The sequence below is a fragment of the Rhodococcus sp. USK10 genome (assembly GCF_019378875.1).
Classification (GTDB): Bacteria; Actinomycetota; Actinomycetes; order Mycobacteriales; family Mycobacteriaceae; genus Rhodococcus_F; species Rhodococcus_F pseudokoreensis.
Window position 1 is genome coordinate 218,400 of record NZ_CP076047.1, and the last position, 17,850, is coordinate 236,249.

The 17,850-nt window shown below is 69.6% G+C and carries 15 protein-coding genes; 6 read left to right on the forward strand and 9 right to left on the reverse strand.

From position 1 onward, the window contains the following. Positions 1–37: 37 nt before the first annotated feature. From I1A62_RS01555 to I1A62_RS01595, 9 genes are all read right to left on the reverse strand, one after another. Complete coding sequence (locus I1A62_RS01555; protein ID WP_219453658.1) at positions 38–1,714, reverse strand: CopG family transcriptional regulator; 1,677 nt, start codon at positions 1,712–1,714, stop codon at positions 38–40. Positions 1,715–2,045: 331 nt separating this feature from the next. Beyond that, positions 2,046–3,116: a YhcG family protein gene (locus tag I1A62_RS01560; protein WP_219453660.1), complete on the reverse strand. Its 1,071-nt coding sequence runs from the start codon at positions 3,114–3,116 to the stop codon at positions 2,046–2,048. An 82-nt stretch (positions 3,117–3,198) separates the two neighbouring features. Further along, positions 3,199–3,741 (reverse strand): RNA polymerase sigma factor, encoded by a 543-nt coding sequence (locus I1A62_RS01565; RefSeq protein ID WP_219453662.1) that lies wholly within the window; start codon positions 3,739–3,741, stop codon positions 3,199–3,201. A 140-nt stretch (positions 3,742–3,881) separates the two neighbouring features. After that, positions 3,882–4,313: a hypothetical protein gene (locus I1A62_RS01570; RefSeq protein WP_257890341.1), complete on the reverse strand. Its 432-nt coding sequence runs from the start codon at positions 4,311–4,313 to the stop codon at positions 3,882–3,884. Positions 4,314–4,479: 166 nt separating this feature from the next. Then, the gene (locus I1A62_RS01575) at positions 4,480–5,406 is read right to left on the reverse strand and encodes a C39 family peptidase (protein WP_219453664.1); all 927 of its coding nucleotides are present in this window, start codon (positions 5,404–5,406) and stop codon (positions 4,480–4,482) included. A gap of 135 nt (positions 5,407–5,541) precedes the next feature. Continuing rightward, positions 5,542–6,456 (reverse strand): hypothetical protein, encoded by a 915-nt coding sequence (locus I1A62_RS01580; RefSeq protein ID WP_219453666.1) that lies wholly within the window; start codon positions 6,454–6,456, stop codon positions 5,542–5,544. A 212-nt stretch (positions 6,457–6,668) separates the two neighbouring features. Further along, on the reverse strand, positions 6,669–8,174 hold the full coding sequence (locus I1A62_RS01585; RefSeq protein WP_257890342.1) for an Hsp70 family protein: 1,506 nt from the start codon (positions 8,172–8,174) through the stop codon (positions 6,669–6,671). A gap of 617 nt (positions 8,175–8,791) precedes the next feature. Next, positions 8,792–10,219, reverse strand: a complete 1,428-nt coding sequence (locus tag I1A62_RS01590) for a GTPase (RefSeq protein ID WP_219453668.1) — start codon at positions 10,217–10,219, stop codon at positions 8,792–8,794. After that, on the reverse strand, positions 10,216–12,111 hold the full coding sequence (locus I1A62_RS01595) for a dynamin family protein (protein ID WP_219453670.1): 1,896 nt from the start codon (positions 12,109–12,111) through the stop codon (positions 10,216–10,218). Before I1A62_RS01595 ends, I1A62_RS01590 begins: the two co-directional genes overlap by 4 nt. 245 nt (positions 12,112–12,356) lie before the next feature. Between I1A62_RS01595 and I1A62_RS01600 the strand changes: the two genes are divergently transcribed. The 6 genes from I1A62_RS01600 to I1A62_RS01625 all read left to right on the forward strand — a co-directional run bounded on the left by I1A62_RS01600 (position 12,357) and on the right by I1A62_RS01625 (position 17,738). Then, positions 12,357–13,631 carry a hypothetical protein gene (locus tag I1A62_RS01600; protein ID WP_257890343.1) on the forward strand — a complete coding sequence of 425 codons (1,275 nt, stop codon included), beginning with the start codon at positions 12,357–12,359 and terminating at the stop codon, positions 13,629–13,631. Positions 13,632–13,950: 319 nt separating this feature from the next. Then, on the forward strand, positions 13,951–14,298 hold the full coding sequence (locus tag I1A62_RS01605) for an Lsr2 family protein (protein WP_219453672.1): 348 nt from the start codon (positions 13,951–13,953) through the stop codon (positions 14,296–14,298). A gap of 45 nt (positions 14,299–14,343) precedes the next feature. Beyond that, positions 14,344–15,096: an SOS response-associated peptidase gene (locus tag I1A62_RS01610; RefSeq protein ID WP_219453674.1), complete on the forward strand. Its 753-nt coding sequence runs from the start codon at positions 14,344–14,346 to the stop codon at positions 15,094–15,096. Positions 15,097–15,777: 681 nt separating this feature from the next. Continuing rightward, the gene (locus I1A62_RS01615; protein ID WP_257890344.1) at positions 15,778–16,134 is read left to right on the forward strand and encodes a hypothetical protein; all 357 of its coding nucleotides are present in this window, start codon (positions 15,778–15,780) and stop codon (positions 16,132–16,134) included. 640 nt (positions 16,135–16,774) lie between these two features. Continuing rightward, positions 16,775–17,119: a hypothetical protein gene (locus I1A62_RS01620; protein ID WP_219453676.1), complete on the forward strand. Its 345-nt coding sequence runs from the start codon at positions 16,775–16,777 to the stop codon at positions 17,117–17,119. Between the two features lie 292 nt (positions 17,120–17,411). Further along, positions 17,412–17,738, forward strand: coding sequence for a hypothetical protein (locus I1A62_RS01625; RefSeq protein ID WP_257890345.1), 327 nt, complete (start codon positions 17,412–17,414; stop codon positions 17,736–17,738). Positions 17,739–17,850: the final 112 nt, after the last annotated feature.

Genomic DNA, 17,850 nt, shown 5'->3' on the forward strand with positions numbered 1-17,850 from the left:
GGTGATGCGGGCCCGACCCACCGCCCATTCTCGCAGGTCAGGTGCCGCTGCCGCGGTCTGTCCGACGAGTTTTCTCGCGGCGGGCATGTTTGGCCAGCAGGTGTTTCCGGCTGATCGGGGCGCGGAACATCTCGTCGAGCATCCGGTTTTCGATGTTGTGATGGAAGCGGAGAATGCGTTTGGCCGCGAGGTACACCAGTTCCTGACGGTCCGAGCCGAGCCGGGCGGCGAGGGCGTCGAGGTGGACGAGGAGTTCGTCGTCGAGGGCGACGCCGACCTGGGCCGTCCGCGGTGCGGGACGCTGGTCGTGCACCGGCGCAACGGTCTCCAGGTCGCCCGTGAGGTCGCCGGGGTCGTCGAGGAGCCGGCGCACCGCGACACGCACCAACGCCGCGCTCAACCGGGTGCCGTGGCGGTCGGCGAGCCGCTCGATGTCGCGCAGGGCGGAGGGGCGGAGCGACACCGTGATCCTCTCATCGAGCCGGGATGCGCCAGCCTCGTCGATCAGCGCCGCCTTGTAGTGCCCGGGGGCGGTGAGGAAGCGGTGCACCGCGACCGCGACCAAATCCCGCGGCGACGCCTCGTAGCGGGCGGCGAGGGCGCCGAAGCGGGCCGCCGCCCGGGAGTCCAGTCTCAGGGTGACCGGGTCGTGCGGCAGCGTCCGCGCCTGGGCGGCCACCCGGCGGGCCTGCGCGAGATCGGCCTCGGCGCACGGGGACCCGATGAGCCTGCGGATCCCCACCCGAAGCAGCGCGGAGACCCGGCGGGGACCGTACTCGTCCGCCAGCTCCTCCAGCCGGCGTTTGGTGTCCTCGTCGAGCATGAAAACGTGCCGTTTCCCGAACGGGTTCCCCTGCGGACTCGGCGCCCGAAGAGGCATCTGAGCGAGTTGATCGGCGGCCGCGGCCTGCCGACGGCGGGTGTCGCGGGCGAGGAGGGTGGCCCGGTTGGCGTCCCCGCGGTAGATCTCCTCGGTCACCGCCTGATCGAGGTCCCGCGGGTTCGCCAGGAGTTGGCGGGCGGCCAGGCGCATGAGTTCGGCGCGGTTCGAGTCGAGCCGTTCGGCGAGGTTGTCGAGTTGGTCGCGCAAATCGTCGTCGAAGTTCACGTTCGAGCGCGCGCCGAAGGTCTCCGGTTTCAGGTCGCGGGCGGCGCCGATCGTGGTCAGGTCGGCGGCGAGATCGCCCGGTTCGTCGAGGAGTCGACGCACCGCGACCCGGATCGCGGCGGCGGTGGGGGCGTCGCCGTGGCGGCTGATGAGCCGCTCGAGTCGGTCGAGGGTGGAGCGGTTGAGGTACACGCGGGTGCGAGTCGTCAGGTCGGTGCGGGCGTCTTCGCGGAGCACCGGGTGGCGGAATCGTCCCGCCGCGGTGAGGAAGCGGTGCACAGCGACGCGGACGATCGTGCTGCGGTCGGTGTGCAACTCGCGGGCGAGTTCGTTCAGGCGTGTGCGGGTGGCGGGGTCGAGGTTCAGAGGTCGTTCCGCCCAGGGGATGCGGCGGACCTCGGCGGACGCCCGCCGGGCCGCGGTCAGAGCCTGCGGGACCCGGTCGGGGTCGGCGAGAAGGCGCCGGGCGGCCACCCGCACCAACGCCCCGAAACGGCGGGGCCCGATGCCGGCGGCGTACTCCTCGAGTCGTTGTTTCGTGGTCGGATCGAACCGGAGCGGGATCGGATCCCCCACCGGCACGCGGCCCATGTTCGTCTCGCTCATCACCGGCCATTGTTCCAATACTCCCGGGGACGGCGATCCGGCACCCCACGGCATCGACCGCGTTGTGCGCTGCCGCGGTCATCGTGAGCCGGGTGGGTCTGTCGCGGCGAGATTGTGGCGCCCCGGTAGCCGAGGGGTTGGGACCGTCGGCGCGGCGCGGGCGTCTGATCGATCGCACGGGCGCCGCACGCCGCCGCTGGCCGCTGGCTGTTCGGCGACAATGGGCAGAGCATGACACCCGTTACACTTCTCACCGATCAGTCATCGGGCGCCGCAGATATCCTGCGGGATAATTGATTTCGATCAGCGCGGGGTTGACCGAGGCCAGGGGTCACTGATCGGGGTCGGCGGGCGTGGTCGGGGTCTCCGCCAGGTGAGTGAGGGTCTCCCCCACTGCGGAGGCGAGTTCATCGTCGGTGGGGACGAGTTCCCGAACGGGTGCGGGCAGGGTGTCGTAGGTGTAGTCGGCGACCGCCAACGGTGCGGTGGTCCCGGCCAGGGAGTAGCGGACGACGTTGTCGTTTCGTCCGGCGCACAGCAGGATCCCGATGGTCGGTGCGTGCTTGTGGTGGTCGCGCAGGTTGTCGTCGATCCAGGAGACGTAGAAGCCGAGCTTGCCGACGTACTCGGGTTCGAACCGGCCGACCTTCAGCTCGACGACGACGAAGCGGGCCTGGATCCAGTTGAAGAACAGCAGGTCGATGTAGAAGTCGTCACCGTCGACGTCGAAGTGGTATTGCCGGCCGACGAACGCGAAGCCGTGCCCGAGTTCGAGCAGCAGCCGTTCCAACCGGGCCATCAGCGCCGCCTCGAGCTCACGCTCGGCGACCCTATCGGTCAGGTCCAGGAAGTCGAAGACGTACGGGTCGCGGACCAGTTGCTGCGCCAGGTCGGAGTCACCGGTGGGCAGGTGGTCGGTGAAGTTCGAGGGTGCGGCCCCGATCCGCTGGTCGAGTCGGTTCCGGATCTGATGGGTGAGGACGTTGCGGGACCAGCCCCGCTCGAACGCGGCGGCCGCGTACCAGTCGCGGGAGTCCTGGTCGTCGAGGCGGTCGATGAGCACGGTCACATGTCCCCACGGGATTTGTCCAACAGCTTGTTGGACGAATGCGCTCCGGGGCCATGCCGAGGCGATTTTCCGCATGTAGTGCAGGTTGCTGCGGGAGAATCCGCGCATCTCGGGGAACTCCGTGCGCAGGTCGGCGGCGAGTCGGTCGATGACCTTGCTTCCCCACCCCTCGGCGGCCTGGCGGTCCAGGATGGCGCGGCCGAGGTCCCAGTACAGCAGCAGCAACTCGGTGTTGACCACCCGGGTGGCGCGGATCCGGGCTTGGCGGACCTGGGTTTTGAGGTGGTCGAGGAAGTCGCGGTAGTCGTCGGGCAGCAGTGGAGAATCGCTCACCCGCCCATCCTCCCGCACGCCGGGGACACGACCGCGGGGGCGCATTCGATCCGGACCCATACGACAGGCTCCCCCGGGCGGCTTACGGGTCGATCGCGGGGGTGAGGAGTGTGGCCAGTTGTTTGCGGGCGCGGTGGATCCGGGTTTTCACGGTCGCGACGGTGACGCCTTGGTGTTCGGCGATGTCGGCGTAGGGCAGGGAGGCGAATTCGGCGAGCACGATGGCGACGCGGAAGTCTTCGGGGAGTTGGGCCAGGGCGCGGCGGACCGCGTCGACGGTGGTGATCTGCTCGTCGAATCGGGGGGCGGGGTCTTCGAGCACGATGCCGTAGTCGCCGTCGGTGTCGTCGAGGCTGTCGGTGTTCTTGCGGCGTCGGACGACGGCGAGGGCGGCGTTGGCGGCGATGCGGTGCAGCCAGGTGTTGAAGCGGGCGTCGCCGCGGAACTTGGGGAGGTTCTGCCAGGCGGCGGTGAGGGTGTCCTGCAGGGCGTCTTCGGCGTCGTGGGTGTTGCCGGTGATCTGCAGGCACACGTGCCAGGCGTTGGTGCGGTAGCGGCCGACGAGTTCGGTAAAGGCGTGATGATCGCCGGCGCGGCACGCGGCGATCAGGTCCGCGTCGTCCATGTCTGGTCCCCCCGTGCCGTGATCACTGTCGTTGCCGCCCCCGGGCGCCGAGAGAATCGTACCCGCCGTCACATACAGCCGCCCGAGCCAGGAATGCGGTCCCAGACCGGGGGCCCGGGGTGGTGGGGTGCGCCGGTTGGTCAGAGCGGGTCGATGTCGTGGTGCCCACCGAGGTCGATGCCGGGATCGGCCGCGTCGTCGACGCCGAGGGCGGACGGGTCGACGGTGTCGTCGCCGAGGTCGAGATCCTGCCCGGCGGGTCGGTGTAGATCCTCGTCCTCGTCCTCGTCGGGTTCGAGGTCCAGGCCGGGGAGGGTGTCAGCGTCGGTGTCGAGGTCGTCCTCGTCGGCCTCCTCGCCGTCGTCGCCGTCGTCGAGCAGGATGATCTCGTCGTCCTCGGGCACGACCGGGACGTCGTCCATGTCGGGGACGAGGTCGGCGTCGACGGGTGCGGTGGTGGGGTCGAGGGCGACCTCGAGGGCGCGGGCCCACACCTCGTCGGGCACGGGTGGCAGCGCACCCGATACCCCCAGTGCGGCAAGGACGGAGTCGTCGTCCACTGCTGCTCTCACCTCGTTTCCTCGCGTAGGTCGGCGCCGCCACCGACACCCACCCTGGTTGGATGCACCGGTGCGGCGAAAGGTTCCCACCGATCGCCGGCATCGTTCCGATCACCGTCACCGTGGTCGGTGTGGCCTCTCCAGTGTGCACGCCCCAGGTGCGGTCGGCTGGTAGCGGCTACCGCGACAGGTCGATCATCGCCCACCGGCGATCGGGTGCGGCCACCGACGCCGCCACCGGGTGCGGGTGGTCGGCCAGGTCGGGATCCGGGGCGTCGGCGACCAGCATTTTGTGGCCCGAGTCCGCCCAGGCGTCCTCGAACTGGTCGATGGGCACCTCGAGTTGGTTGCCGTCCGGGGCGCCGGGGTCGGAGAGGATCACCACGCCGCGGGTGTCGTCGATGCCGGCGACGATAAGGAAGTGGTCGGCCGTGTCGTCTTCCCCCGCTTCTTGGTCCGGGTTCCGGATCTCCCCGGAGTCGACCATGGCGATCACCCCGTGGCCGGCCTCGAGCGTGGTTTTCAGGTCGTCGATCGTGCCGTCCTGCACGGTGCAGGGCACCCCTTGGTCTTCGAGGAGGATCTCGAGGTTCGGCAGGGTCATGCCCTGCGCGGGGTCGCCGTCCTGCATGAGTCCGAGTTCAAGGGCCCGGTCCACCAACTGTTGGGGGTCGTCGATGACGACGCCGGTGTATTGGGCGATCACCTGCGCGGCGCTCGACGGCCCGCAGTAGCCGTCGACCTGTTGGAAGAACCAGTTCACCGACCATTCCACCGGGTCCCCGTACACGCCGTCCCCGCCGGTGCCGTCGACCGGGGAGTTTGGGGTGATGCTGAACTGTTCGGCGGCCGGTGCGGGCGCGTCCTGCGGCGGGGAGAGCGTCGGGGGTTCGGTGGGATCCGGGTCGAGTGCGCTCAGGTCGATGGCGGACAGATCCATCGGTCCCGGCCCGTCGGCGATGACGGCGAACGGGTCGTCGTCGACCGGTGCGCAGATCGCGTCGATGATCTCGTCGATCGGGCCCGGGTCGCCGAGGTAGGTGTCGTCGTCGGGTGGGGCGGCGGACCAGGCTGCTGCAGCCAGATCCGCGGCGATGTCGTCCATTCGGTGCTCTCCCGGTGTGGTTCGGCCGCAACATGAATGCCGCAACATGAATCGTGGGCGGCGGGTGTCCTGCACCCAGTCGCCCCGGCGGCAGGCGGGTGGGCGCCGACGCCCTCCGCGCCCGGTGGGTGTGGGTCAGGCCAGGTCGGTGGCGCTCGGGTCGGCCGGCGTCTCGGCCGGGTAGGTTCCGGCCTGCTCGTGGTAGTGGTCCTCGGCGGGGATGAGGGCTTCGAACTGCTCGATCGATCCGAGGTGTCCGTCGGTGGCGGTGTCGAAGGATTCCTGGGTGCCGTCGTTGTCGGTGTCGGCGGTGCGCAGGTCGAAGGTGCCGTCACCGTTGGTGTCGACCAGGGTGTCGTTGGTGACGCCGTCGAGGTCGGTGTCGAGGAGGGCGGTGTCGAAGCGGCCGTCGCCGTTGCTGTCGATCAGGTGCACGTCCGGGTTGCCGTCGGCGGTGGTGTCGAGCCGGGTGTCGGTGATCCGGCCGTCCTCGATGACGTCCTGGCGGACCGGTGCGCCGGTGGCGGGGTCGAGGTGGGTGGCGAGGTCGACGGTTCCGTCGTCGTCGAGGTCCTCGGCGAGGCGGATCCCGGTGGCGGTGGGGGCGATGCCGGTTTCGTAGGTGCCGTTGCCGTCGGTGTCCTGTTCGACGAGGGTGATGGAGCCGTCTTCGTCGATGTGGGTGATGGTGTCGATGCCCTCGATGCGGGTGTGGATCAGGTCGACATCTCCGTCGCCGTCGACGTCCCGCGGCGAGTAGTACTCCCCGCCGGCGCCGGCGGTCGGGTCGGTGTCGCCGGCGGCCCCGAGGTCGGTGGTGGTGGTGGTGAGGTCCGGCGCGGTTGCGGTGCCGGCGGGGCCCGGGTCGGCTGCGGCGGTCGGCTGCTGGCCGCCCGCGGTGGGGGCGGTGGTCGGCTGCTGGCCGCCCGCGGTGGGGGCGGTGGTGTAGGTGGCCTCGCGCGGGTCCCCGGTCAGGTTGGGGCTGGGCGAGGCGGTCTCGGCGCCGGTGGTGGTGGTCTGGGTGTTCTGGGCGGCGCGGGGGTTGCTCATCTCGAATCCTTGTCCGTCGAAGGGTTTCCGGCCGGGAAGTGGTGTTCCCGGTGTTGTCGAGAGTTGGATGCGGTGAGTGCCCCGAAAGGTTCCCGGGCGCACGGAAAAACTTTTGCGCCGGTCGCGACCGAGCCCGGAAGGGCCGTGCACAGACGGCTGCGCCCGCCCCAAAAGTGGGGCGGGCGCAGCGAGTTCGTGCGGGGGCGGGATGGTTAGTTGATCAGTCCGGCGCGGGAGAGGAACGTCTTCGCGCCGTCGAGGCCCTGGACGTCACTGAAGCTGGCCATCACCCCGGTCGAGCCGTTGGCGTACCAGATCGAGTAGGTGCCGGCGTAGCCCGGACCGTCGATGTGGGCGGCCGCGGTCCGCGGGATGTTCTCCACGATTTCGTTGTCGGTCGAGGTGGTGTCGTTCTGGAAGCCCTGCCGGATCCCGAGGACCCGTTTCTTCGCCTCGGCGGCGTCGACGCTGAGAATGATCGACTGGTAGTCCTGGTCGGAGATGCCGGCGGTGAGCGCGGCGCCCTCCTTCAGGGTGCATTGCATTTCCAGTCCACCGTTCTCGGTTTCGCCGCTGGTCTTGCAGTTCTCCAGATCTGACCGCAGGGACGCCGGAAGCGCGGCCAGCACAGTGTCTTTCGTGGTGGGAACCTGCGTGTTTCCGGTGCCGGAGGCGCCGACCTGTTCCGCGTCGGCGGTGTCCCCGGCCGCGGCGGTGTCGGTGGCCGGCTGATCGGCGGCGCTGTGGTCGTCGCCGGTGAGGGTGATCGCCCCGATCACCCCGGCGGCGATGACCGCGGCGGCGGCCGCGGCGCCGATCACCGTCCACTTCTTGCGGCCCGCACCCGTGTCCGCCGCCGGGGTGGGGGTGGGGTGCCAGGCCGGGGTCGGCCGGTCCGGGAGGGGTGCGGTCGCGCCCGGCCCGCCGGGGCGTTCGGGGGCAGATGTCGGCGGGGTGGGGTGGGTGTACCGAGCCCCAGTATCGCCGGCGGTGGTGGTGGTGGTGAGGCCGCGGACGATCGGGGCGGCGGCCGCGATGGCGCCCTGCGCGACGACGGTCTTCGGGTCGTCGAGGGTGGCGATCGGCCCGAGTGCCTTGAGGTGGTCTTGGACGATCGGGATCCGGGAGGACCCTCCGGTCAGATACAGCGCGTAGAGCCCGGTGGGGTCGGTGACGTGGGCGTCGGCGAGGGTGGCGCGGGTGAGGGTGACCGCCTTCTCCAAGGCCGGGGTGATGAGTTCCTCGAACTCCTCCCGGGTGATCTGGAACTTTTCGGTGTGCCCGCCGCCGGCGACGGTGATGGTCGCCGACGGTGCCTCCGAGAGCAGTTCCTTGGCGCGGCGGATCGAATCGTCGAGGGCGTGCCGGATATCGATCGGCGCCGACCGCAGGTAGTCACCGAGTTCGGGGTTGCGGGCGTCGAGTTGTTCATCGACCCACCGGCGGATGTAGGCGTCGAAGTTCTTCCCGCCGAGGCCGTTGTCGCCGCGCGCGGCCACCACGTCGAAGGTGCCGTGGTCGTTGGCGGCCAGCACGGCGATGTCGAGGGTGCCGCCGCCGAAGTCGAAGACCGCGATCTTCGCGCCCGGGGGGAGGGTGTTCGACCGCGAATAGTAGTGCGCCGCCGCCCGTGGTTCGGAGACCGTGGTGACCTGGGAGGGGTCGAGCCCGAGTTGGGCGGCGGCGTCGAGGAGTACCTGGATCTCGCGGGGGACCATGCCTCGGGGTGGGTGAGCACCAGCTGGGCGGGGGCCTGCCCGGCGTGCGCGGCGCGGGCCCGGGCCATCACCGAGTCGAGGACCGCGGCGACCGGCACCGACGAGGGGATCGTGTAGCCGTTGACGTTGACCACGCCCTGCCCGATCACCCGTTTCGGGGAGGGCAGGTAGGCGGCGGGGTTGGTTTCGGCGCGGTTGGTGGCGACGTCGCCGACCGCGATCTGGTGGGGGGTTTCGACGAACACCGCCGAGGACATGGTGGTGCGGTTGTGGCTGAGCTGCAGCGCTTCCACCGCGCCGCTGACCGCGCCGGTGTGTGCGGCGGCGGTGTTGGAGGTGCCGAAGTCGATCCCCAGCAGCCAGTCCGGCCTAGACATTGATCCCCCTCGTGCTCGAACCCCACTGAATGCGCGCGGCGGCCGGTGCGGCGCGGTCGCGCCCGGGCATCATGTCACGCCGGCGTGGCGGCGGTGGCTGCGGCGGTCGGTGGAACATCACGGGTCGGTCCTTCCACAAGGGTGTTCTCGGCGGGTGATGGTTCGATGCGGGCCGCGGGCGAAAGGTTCCCGCCGACGAGCACACACCCCCACCGACCCGGCCCGCCCTGGGATTGGGTCTCAGGTGGCGGCGAGGGCGGCGTAGGCGTGTTGCAGCACGATCAGGGCGGCGTCCTCGGCCGCGGTCAGCGTCGACAGCGCCTGGGTGTGTGTCCAGCTCAGCTTCTGCTGCGCGGTCGCCCGCACCTGGTCCGGGCCCACACCGGCGGGGAGGCCGAGCTGCCCGGCCGGGGTGGGGTGTTCGAGGAGCCGGCGCAGTTCGGTGGTGACCGGGGAGCGGGGATCGGCCTCGAGCATGGCCTTGAGGTGTTCGAACAGCACCACGGTGTTCAGGGCGGGGTCGCGGCGCAGCTGGTCCACGACGCCGCGGATCTGGTCCCGGGCGGGGTGGGTGAACGCGAGTTGGTCGAGTTCGCGGATGATCCGGCTGGCCCGGTGCACGGCGGCGAACCGGCCCAGATGCTCCGCGAGCACGCCCCGCAGCTGGGGGATCCCCGAGTGCGCGGCCAGCCAGTCGTTGAGGGTGGCGGCCCCGTGGGCGGCGACGTCGCGGCCCGCGGCGATGCCGTATTCGCCGAGCAAGTCGAGGAGCCGATCACGCACCGCCGCGGGCACCACGGTGGGGGTGTCGGTGTCGAGGAGATCGAGCACCTCGAGCGGCCCGTATCCGGTCAGCGACGCCAGTGCGCGGGCGTCGGCCTCGGTGAGCGCCCCGGTGTGGGCGGTTTCGGCGAGCAGCCCGGCGATCGGCATCACCGTCATGACGGTGTCGGCGAGCCGGTCCGCCAGCACTCGGGCGTGGGCGATCGCGTGCTCGAGCGGATTGCGTTGCCCCAGTGCGCCTTCCCCGAACCCGTCGGCGCGGGAGAGGACGCCGAGGGTGTTCAGTGGGGTGAAGCCGAGTTGTTTGAGGAAGGAGATCTCGTCGGCGCGGGGGGCGGAGTCGAACAGGAACACCGCGGCGTCGGCGTCGACGGAGGCGGTGCGGGTCTGCTCGTACCCGTCGATGAGGACCCGGCGGGTGCGGGCCTCGTTCTCGGCGGTCAGGGTGGCCAGGCCGGGGGTGTCGACCAGGGTGAAGTCGCGGATCGCCGCCGAGGGCAGCCACCGGTGCAGGTAGGCGACCTGCTCGGGGGCGACCCCGAGGTCGGTGGTGTGGCCGCGGGACAGGTGCAGCGGGCGGCGGGAGCCGTCCAGCAGGACCACCTCGGCGCGGGAGGGGGCGCCGTCCTGGTAGACGGCGACGATGCTGGTGGCCTCGAGGGCGGCGGTTTCGGCGACCGGCGCCCCGATCAGGGCGTTGACCAGGGTTGATTTCCCGGCCTTGAGGCGGCCGACGATCACGATCCGCGGCGGGGACCAGAGGATCTGACCGATCCGGTTGGCGTGGGCGGCCAGGTCGGGGGCCAGGGCGGCGAGCGCGTGCAATGCCCGGTCCAGGCCGGCGCGCACCGGATCGGCGGCCGGTGCGGTGGGGGTGGCGGTCACCGGGGATCCCCGCCGTCCGGGTCGGCGGCGGGTGTGGGGTGGGTGGACAGTTCGGCGATCAGGGCTTCGGCGCGGGTGATGTTGTTCTCGACCACCCGCAGGTTGTTCTGCAGGCGGGTCAGTTTCTTCTCCCGGGTGGCCTTGTCCGCCCGGGCGGTGTCCTCGGCGTCTTTGATCTGCCCCTGCAGGGTCTCGATCGAGGCTTTGACGTGTTCGCGGTAGCGGATCACGATCTCCGGGCGGGCAAGGGCGAGGGTGGATTCGAGCATCCGGGCGGTGGTGGTCTTGGTGGTCGCGATCGTCTCCCGCAACCAGGACAGCAGGTTCGTCTTCCCGGCGCGCATCGCCTTGAACCCGAGGTTGAATCCGACCCAGGCGACGCCGACGACCGCCCCGACGCCCATCATCGCCGAGACCCCGATCAGGCCGCCGAGCATCGACGAGCCCATCACGCCCATGGTGATCATCGACGGGTCGAGCAGGCCCTGCCGTTTCCCGGCGACCTGGTGGGTTTCCAGGGTGCGGTTCGACAACGTCGCGAGGACCTGCTCGGAGATCTCGTGCCAGATGATCTCGGAGGCGAATCGCGGGTGCACGATCTGGGTGTAGAGCTGCTCGAGGAACAGGTTGACCGACCCGGCCATCGCCGCCTGGAAGTCGCGTTCCATCTCGGCGGTGAAATGCTGCGGGTTCCGCCGCAACACCGCCATCCCGTTCTTGTTGATCCGGGTGGTCCACTTCTGCCGGATCCCGTCGAGGCGGCGGTCGAGGTCGTCGGTGGCGTGCTGGCGGATCAACGTCAGATCCCGCTGCAGGTATTGCTCCCACTGCGTCGAGTGGTCCGTGAGGCCCTGCAGTTCGGTCAGCTGCGCGGTCAGATCCGGGATGACCTCACCGCTGCGGGTGATCGCCCCGATCTGGGTGTGCATGTCCGTCGCCAACGTGCGCAGCCCCTCGACCGCGGTCCGCAGCCCGGTGATCGCCGGAAGGTGTTCGGCGATAGCGAGTTTCGCACCGATCAGCTCGCGCAGCTCGGCGATCCCCGATCTTGCCTCCGCGTGGTCGCGGAGCGGGCCGGGTGCCATCTCGGCGGCGATCACCGCCCGCAGACTCGACACCCCCAGCACCGGGACCTGCCGGCCCAGGTGCCGCAGCAATAGTTCCCGGTTTTCGTCGACGATCGGCCGCCAGCGGCGGATGTTCTTGTCGGTCTTGGTGACCACCACGATCAGCGATTCCACCGCGGACCCGGTCTTGTCGATGAACGCCATCTCCGGTGCCGTCAGCGGGGTGGTGGCATCGCACACGATTACCAGCACGCAGGCCTGCGACGCCGACGCTTCCGCCAGGACCGCGTAGGACGGATCCAGCCCGCCGACGCCGGGGGTGTCGATCACGGTGACATTCCCGAGGCGGCTGCCGGCGACCGGGACGATCGCGCGGGTGGGCAGTTCCGCGACCCGGCTGTCGGTGACATGGGCGCCCTCGCACGAGACCCAGTCCGCCAACTCGGCATGCCGGATCTGCTCGGTGCGGCCGGGGAACAGGATCTGCGCCGTCCCCCCGGGGTGCTCGGCGGTCGCCTCCCCGAAGCTGATCGTCGTCGACGTCGTCACGTCCACCCCCACCGGGGAGGCGCCGCGCCACCCCACCAGCGCATTGACCAACGAACTCTTCCCCCGTTTGACCTCGCCGACCACGACCACCGACCGGGTCTGCTCCACGGTTCGGGCCCGCTGCTCGGCGAGATCGCTGATTGCGTCGTACCCGAAGGGGCGCAGGATCTTGCCGGTGATCGAGGAGAGCAGCACCTCGGCGCGCTCACGCGGCGGCGTCTCGGCGGCCGGGGAGGCAACAGTGGCCGGTTGCCCGGTCTGGGCTGCGGTGTCCACGCCCCTCTCCCCTTTCCGCCGTGGTCCTGTGTGCGCCCGGGTGGTGGGGCGCCGTCGAACCCTAGCGCGGCCGGGCCGGGGCCTGCACCGTCAGCTGACCACCCCGCATCACCGGTGGGTGTGACGGAGGCCACCGCAGCGGTGTGGGAACCTTCCAGGCGGTCGCGGCCTCCAACTAACCACGACCACACGCTCCCGCCCGGCGACGCCGACACTCGCGGGGGCGGAACAGGGAAGGGACCGACATGAGCATGAGGACCACCACGTGGATGCCCGCGGCCGTGCTCGCCGCCGCGGTGCTGTTGGCCGGCTGCACCGGCACCGACACCACCGCCGAACCGGTCGGCAAATCCGGCGGAGACCAGGCCGCGACCGCGAGTGTCGATCCCGCCGCCCTCGACACCGGCAGCTACCCGACCAGCCCGGCCCCGGAGTTCGGGCGGGCCACCCAGGACACCATCCTCGACGTCGACGGGCAGCGGCTCGCCGAGTTCACCGTCGTCCCCTTCGAAATCGACCCGGAACTGACGTCGGTGAAGATGCCCACGATGGTGATGCGCAGCGGCAAGAACCTCGGTGTCGTCCTCAGCGACGCCGCCGGGGACATCGCCCACAGCCACCAGATGCTCTACGGCTACGTCTCGACCGCGACCACCCCCACCACGAAAACCACCGACCCGTCCCGGTCCGTCGTCCAGGCGGTGATGCGGTTCAACAACCCCGGCGACGCCGCCGCCACCGCCCGCGACATCCACCAGAATCTGCTCACCGTCGACGACGGCACCGGCCTCGAGACCGCCGAAAGCATCGACATCTTGCCCCACACCCTGGTCTCGACCGGACAGACGAACTTCAATGCCGGACCCGAGGTGTCGGTGAATGCGTTCACCCCGCACGGCGACTACCTGCTCTACACCTGGGCGAAAGCCCCCGCCGCCGACAAGGACTGGACCGCGAAGGCCGTCGCGACGGCCCTGCAACTGCAGGAACCGCTGATCGACCGGTTCCCGGCCACCCTGACCCGTGCGCAGAACGGTGGCCAGTCCGCGGAGCTGCCGATGATCGACCAGGACAAGGTCCTGATCTACGCGATCCCCGAAGACGACGCCCAAGCCCAACTCGGCGACGACATGGCCGCCTACGGGCCCCGCGGCATGGCGCACCGCTCCACCAACCCGCCGCTGACGTACAAGGTCCTCACCGACGCCGGATCCGACCACAACGCCGTCTACAAGACCACCGTCTACCGGGCGAAAGACGAGGCCGGCGCCGAGACGATCCTCACCGAGTTCTACAACGACCTGCTCGCCGAAGGGTTCACCGCCGCGCCCACCCCACCGGGTCTGCCCGACGCCAAATGCGCCACCAAGGACACCGTCAACGGCACCCAGGACTATTGCATGGTCGCCAACGGCCGCTACGTCGGCGAAGCCAGCGGCACCGACAACAAGAAGGACGTCGATCAGCAGATCTCCGCGCAGTACCTGATCCTCGAGCACGCCGACCAGAACGCCGAATAACCCCCGGCCCGGACACGCCAGGCACCACAGCTTCGGGTGGCTGTGGCCTCGCCAATCCATGGCAGGGCCACAGCCACACCCACCCAGAGGCGCTCATTCTCATCTCGGCACCGGCCACCCTCGACCCCCGAATCCGCGCATGCCATGAGAGTCGTTGCACGGAAGTCGTTTCCGTCCTGCAACGACGATCCGCGGTGGGCGGGGCGCCGTTCTCGTCGTCGCCTGAACGTCCACGGTCCGCGCTGAGCCCCGCATGTCGTGGGGTGCCCCCCAGTACTGTCGTCTGGTCCCGTACCCAAGAACGCGAGGAGTGAAATCCGTGGCACGCAAGGTCGTAGTGGAGATGGTCGACGACATCGACGGCACCGCCTTCGGCGAAGACGGCGAGAGCATCAGCTACGCGGTCGACGGCATCGAGTACGTGATCGACCTGAAGGACGAACACGCGAAGGAACTCCGCGAGACCTTCGACTACTACATCACGCACTCCACCCGGGTCGGCGGCCGCAAACACCGCTCGGACCGGTCGGGCACCGCCACTGCCGGGAAGCGGCCGCGGGAGGAAACGAAGAAGATCCGCGCCTGGGCGCTCGAGCAGGGCTACGAACTGTCCTCCCGGGGCCGTATCCCCGCCGAGATCGAGCAGGCCTTCCGCGACGCCCACTGATGCGACCTCACCCGCGACGTCGGTGCGGCGTGGCACGCTATCGGTATGTGTGGTCGCTACGCCTCGACGACGAGCCGGGGGTCGTTGCTCGAGACCTTCGAGATCGACCCCGACCGGGCCGACCCCGAGGTTCCTCCCGACTACAACGTCGCACCCACGAAAACCTCGCCGGTGGTGATCGCCCGCACACCGAAGGACACCGACGATAAGCAGCCGCAGCGGCAGCTCCGCAACCTCAAGTGGGGTTTGACACCGTTCTGGGCGAAGGATCCGAAGATCGGCTCCCGGATGATCAACGCCCGCGCCGAGACGGTGCACGAAAAGCCGGCCTATCGGCAGTCCTTCAAGTCCCGGCGGGCGATCATTCCGGTGTCCGGGTTCTACGAGTGGTTCCCGACCGCGGAGGTCGGCAAAACTGGGAAACCGCTCAAACAGCCGTACTACATCCACCCCGCCGGCGGTGACATTCTGCCGTTGGCCGGGATCTTCGACTTCTGGCGCAACCCCGACGTCCCCGACGACGATCCGGACGCCTGGCTGGTCACCTTCTCGGTGATCACCACCAATTCCACCGACGACGTGGGGCACATCCACGACCGGATGCCGATGAGCGTGGCCGAAGCGAATTGGGCGGACTGGCTCGACCCGACCAACACCGACGTCGATTACGCCCGATCCCTGATGGCACCCCCGGCACCGGGGAGCCTGGACACCTACCCCGTGTCCAAGGCCGTGAACAACGTCCGCAACAACGGCGAGGACCTGGTGAAGCCGATCGCCACCGGCGATGCCCACTGACCACGGGTCCGGCCCGGTGCCGGCCCGGGCGCCTCAGCCGTGGACGTACTCGCGTCGGAATACCGATGGAGGGTCCGCTGTTGAGAAGGCTGACGGTGGCGCGCATACCCCGGGTACCACACCAGAACAGTCGCCGCGAGCGACCACTTGCCGAGAGGCGATATGGCGTCACCGTCACCCCGTGACCGGGTAAGACCTGCACTGCGTAGCGTTCCCGGGCGGGTGAGGAGCCGCTGACACCGGGGAAGGCGTCGGCGGCTTTCCTCTGACACCCCGCGCAGGTCTCCCACGGCATGATCGAGAACCTGGGACAGCCGGGCGACCTCGCCCGAACCAGACATCGGCGATCACGGCTCGGCCACAGACACTGCTTGCGCCCTTGTCGACCGGGACGAAAGAGGGCGTACATCATCCGCGCAGGCCATGAGATTTCACCGAGAAACAGGCGCCACCCGCCTACCAATCCGCGGAACTCCGCAGATCAGGACCGTGAACGGATCACCGGTCTGGGCAGTGAGTGGCGACCTGCTGCTCGTCGCACACGTCACAGTAGACCGACCCTCCGACACGGTCGCGGAAACCCGACGTCGGTGCCCCCGAGCGCGATGGTGCCGGGCGCCCCCTGCGGCGGCTGGCACCGCCGCACACGGCTGATCGACCATGGGTTGCTACCGTCCGACGGTGCATTCCCTCCTCAGCAACCGTGGCCCCGTGTATTGGCGACGGATCCAGCGAGAAGCTGGCGACCGATGGCTCACCCGGGGCAGCCGCGGACTGCGCGGAATGACTCGCACCCCTCCCCCGATCACCGACCACGAGTGCGCCACCCTCGTCGCGGTGCTTGTCGAAACCACCGGCGGCCGCTGGCCGGAGAACCAGACCCGCATCGCCCGCCTCCTGACCAGACTTGACATCGACGGCAGCGCAATACAAATGGCAGCAACCATCCGATCGCTGACCGCCGATCCCACGTGGCCCACACGCGCCCACGAAATCGAATCCAGCGCCGCCGAGTGGTGGCACCAGGGGTCCTCCTGACGACGCCAGGGGCCCGCCGCCCGGAATCATGCTGACGGGCACGCGGCGATTGCGGAGACGGTCACCCCACGCGTGAGCATGTCCGAGACACCGTTAGGATGAGTGCTGCTCCAGCAGCGCATCCCCCCAATTTTGTTCTGCTGGACACCCCCCGTGCCCCGGCGTCATCCCCCCGATGCCGGGGCACAATCATGCGCACGTCCCACCACAAGGTCGACAGAGGACGGCGACAATCCCGGCCGGAAGACCCGTGGGCCACCCCGTCGCGGTTCGCTGCGATCCCAGGCCACCCACCGACGCGAAGAGCCGGCAGAGGACATCGGCCCACACTGATTCGGGGCTGCCCGGTGGACGCGCCTGAGGAGCGGAACCCGCTCGGCGCCGGGTTCGTGCCCCGTCTCTGGTGCCTGACTCCGCTGAGTACCGGGCCCGCCGGCCTCATCCCGGGGGGGGGCCGGGCCGCCGGGCATCGAGTCCGGCGCTTTGCGCTGCCCCAGGACCAGGACGCAGTCCTATGCGGCCGGGACTGTGCCACTCACGGTCGATCAGCCGTACACCGCGTGTTGGCGGCGCCACCAGCGGAGTCTTCCCTGTCCCGGCCGTTGGCGCCGGTGTGCCACCATGACAGATAATCGAATGTATGTTCGATGAGAAGTTTCGGCACTGGCGCCCCACCTACGACCCCAAGCCGTGGCGCACGATCACCCCACCCCAGCCGGTGACGGTCGATCTGGCCACGGCGATCGCGCACGACGGTGGCCGCCTCGCCCACGATCTTCCGCTCCGGGTCCGCGCCGAAGGACTCAACCTCGACATCCAGGTTCCCGGCGTGCTGCATGCGTGGGCGCGCACCTCCCGCGGCTCCTGGCTGGCAGCATGCACCTTCACTGTCCCCACCGGAAACAATCTCGGCTCCCTCGAGGTCACCCAGTGGTGTCCCGCCACCGCCGTCAGGCCGCGCGAAACCGGGCCGCCGAGTAGTTGATTCCACGACGCCCGACCGCGTCACACCCCACCGATCTGCAGCCTGTCCACCACCCACGCCCGGAGGAGGCGACGAAGGTGAGCACCAGCGACCATGCGATCGCCGAGGAAACTGTCGACGTGCTCCGCCCCGACGACGTGGACGCCGACCTCCGCGAGGATATCGAAGGCCTGTGTCTGTGCGCCTTGCTCTGGGCACCGGCCGACACCGCCGCACGGGCGGTCGCCATTGTCGAAATCATGACTTCCACCGCCCCCTCAACGCCGAGCTCTATGGTGTCATCGCCGCACTCGTGCGAGAGGGAGCACCTCACGGCGCCGCTATGGTTGCCACAGCCCTCGAGCGCGACGGCGAACTCGCCGGCCACCACGGCATCCGTATCGCCCGTGCCCTCACCGACGTCGCCACCGCGGGAGCTGATCCGGTCTCTCTCGGCTATTACGCCAAAGCTGTGGTTACCCGCGCCTACCGGCGCGGCTACCACGAGGCCGCGCAATCGATGGCCCAAGCCGCGGCCGAACTGCCCGACGATCAGCTCTTCGAGCACCTCCTCGTCATCGGCCGCGAACGCCGCACTGCCAGTCGGCGGCTCATCGCCGTTCGCGCCGCGGAAATCTGAACCCGCAGCCGCCGCTCGGATTGCCCCGTTGACCCACAGATATGGAAACATACCGATCTGCATGTTTCATCAACGGGGAGGGCGGACATGGGGCAGGGGGATGACCCGCGTA

Coding starts and splice junctions, on each gene's coding strand:
- I1A62_RS01575 (WP_219453664.1), bottom strand. CDS start 5,406: ATGGACGACATCGCCGCGGATCTGGCTGCAGCAGCCTGGTCCGCCGCC.
- I1A62_RS01620 (WP_219453676.1), top strand. CDS start 16,775: ATGTTCGATGAGAAGTTTCGGCACTGGCGCCCCACCTACGACCCCAAG.
- I1A62_RS01585 (WP_257890342.1), bottom strand. CDS start 8,174: ATGGTCCCCCGCGAGATCCAGGTACTCCTCGACGCCGCCGCCCAACTC.
- I1A62_RS01555 (WP_219453658.1), bottom strand. CDS start 1,714: ATGAGCGAGACGAACATGGGCCGCGTGCCGGTGGGGGATCCGATCCCG.
- I1A62_RS01565 (WP_219453662.1), bottom strand. CDS start 3,741: ATGGACGACGCGGACCTGATCGCCGCGTGCCGCGCCGGCGATCATCAC.
- I1A62_RS01610 (WP_219453674.1), top strand. CDS start 14,344: ATGTGTGGTCGCTACGCCTCGACGACGAGCCGGGGGTCGTTGCTCGAG.
- I1A62_RS01580 (WP_219453666.1), bottom strand. CDS start 6,456: ATGAGCAACCCCCGCGCCGCCCAGAACACCCAGACCACCACCACCGGC.
- I1A62_RS01600 (WP_257890343.1), top strand. CDS start 12,357: ATGAGCATGAGGACCACCACGTGGATGCCCGCGGCCGTGCTCGCCGCC.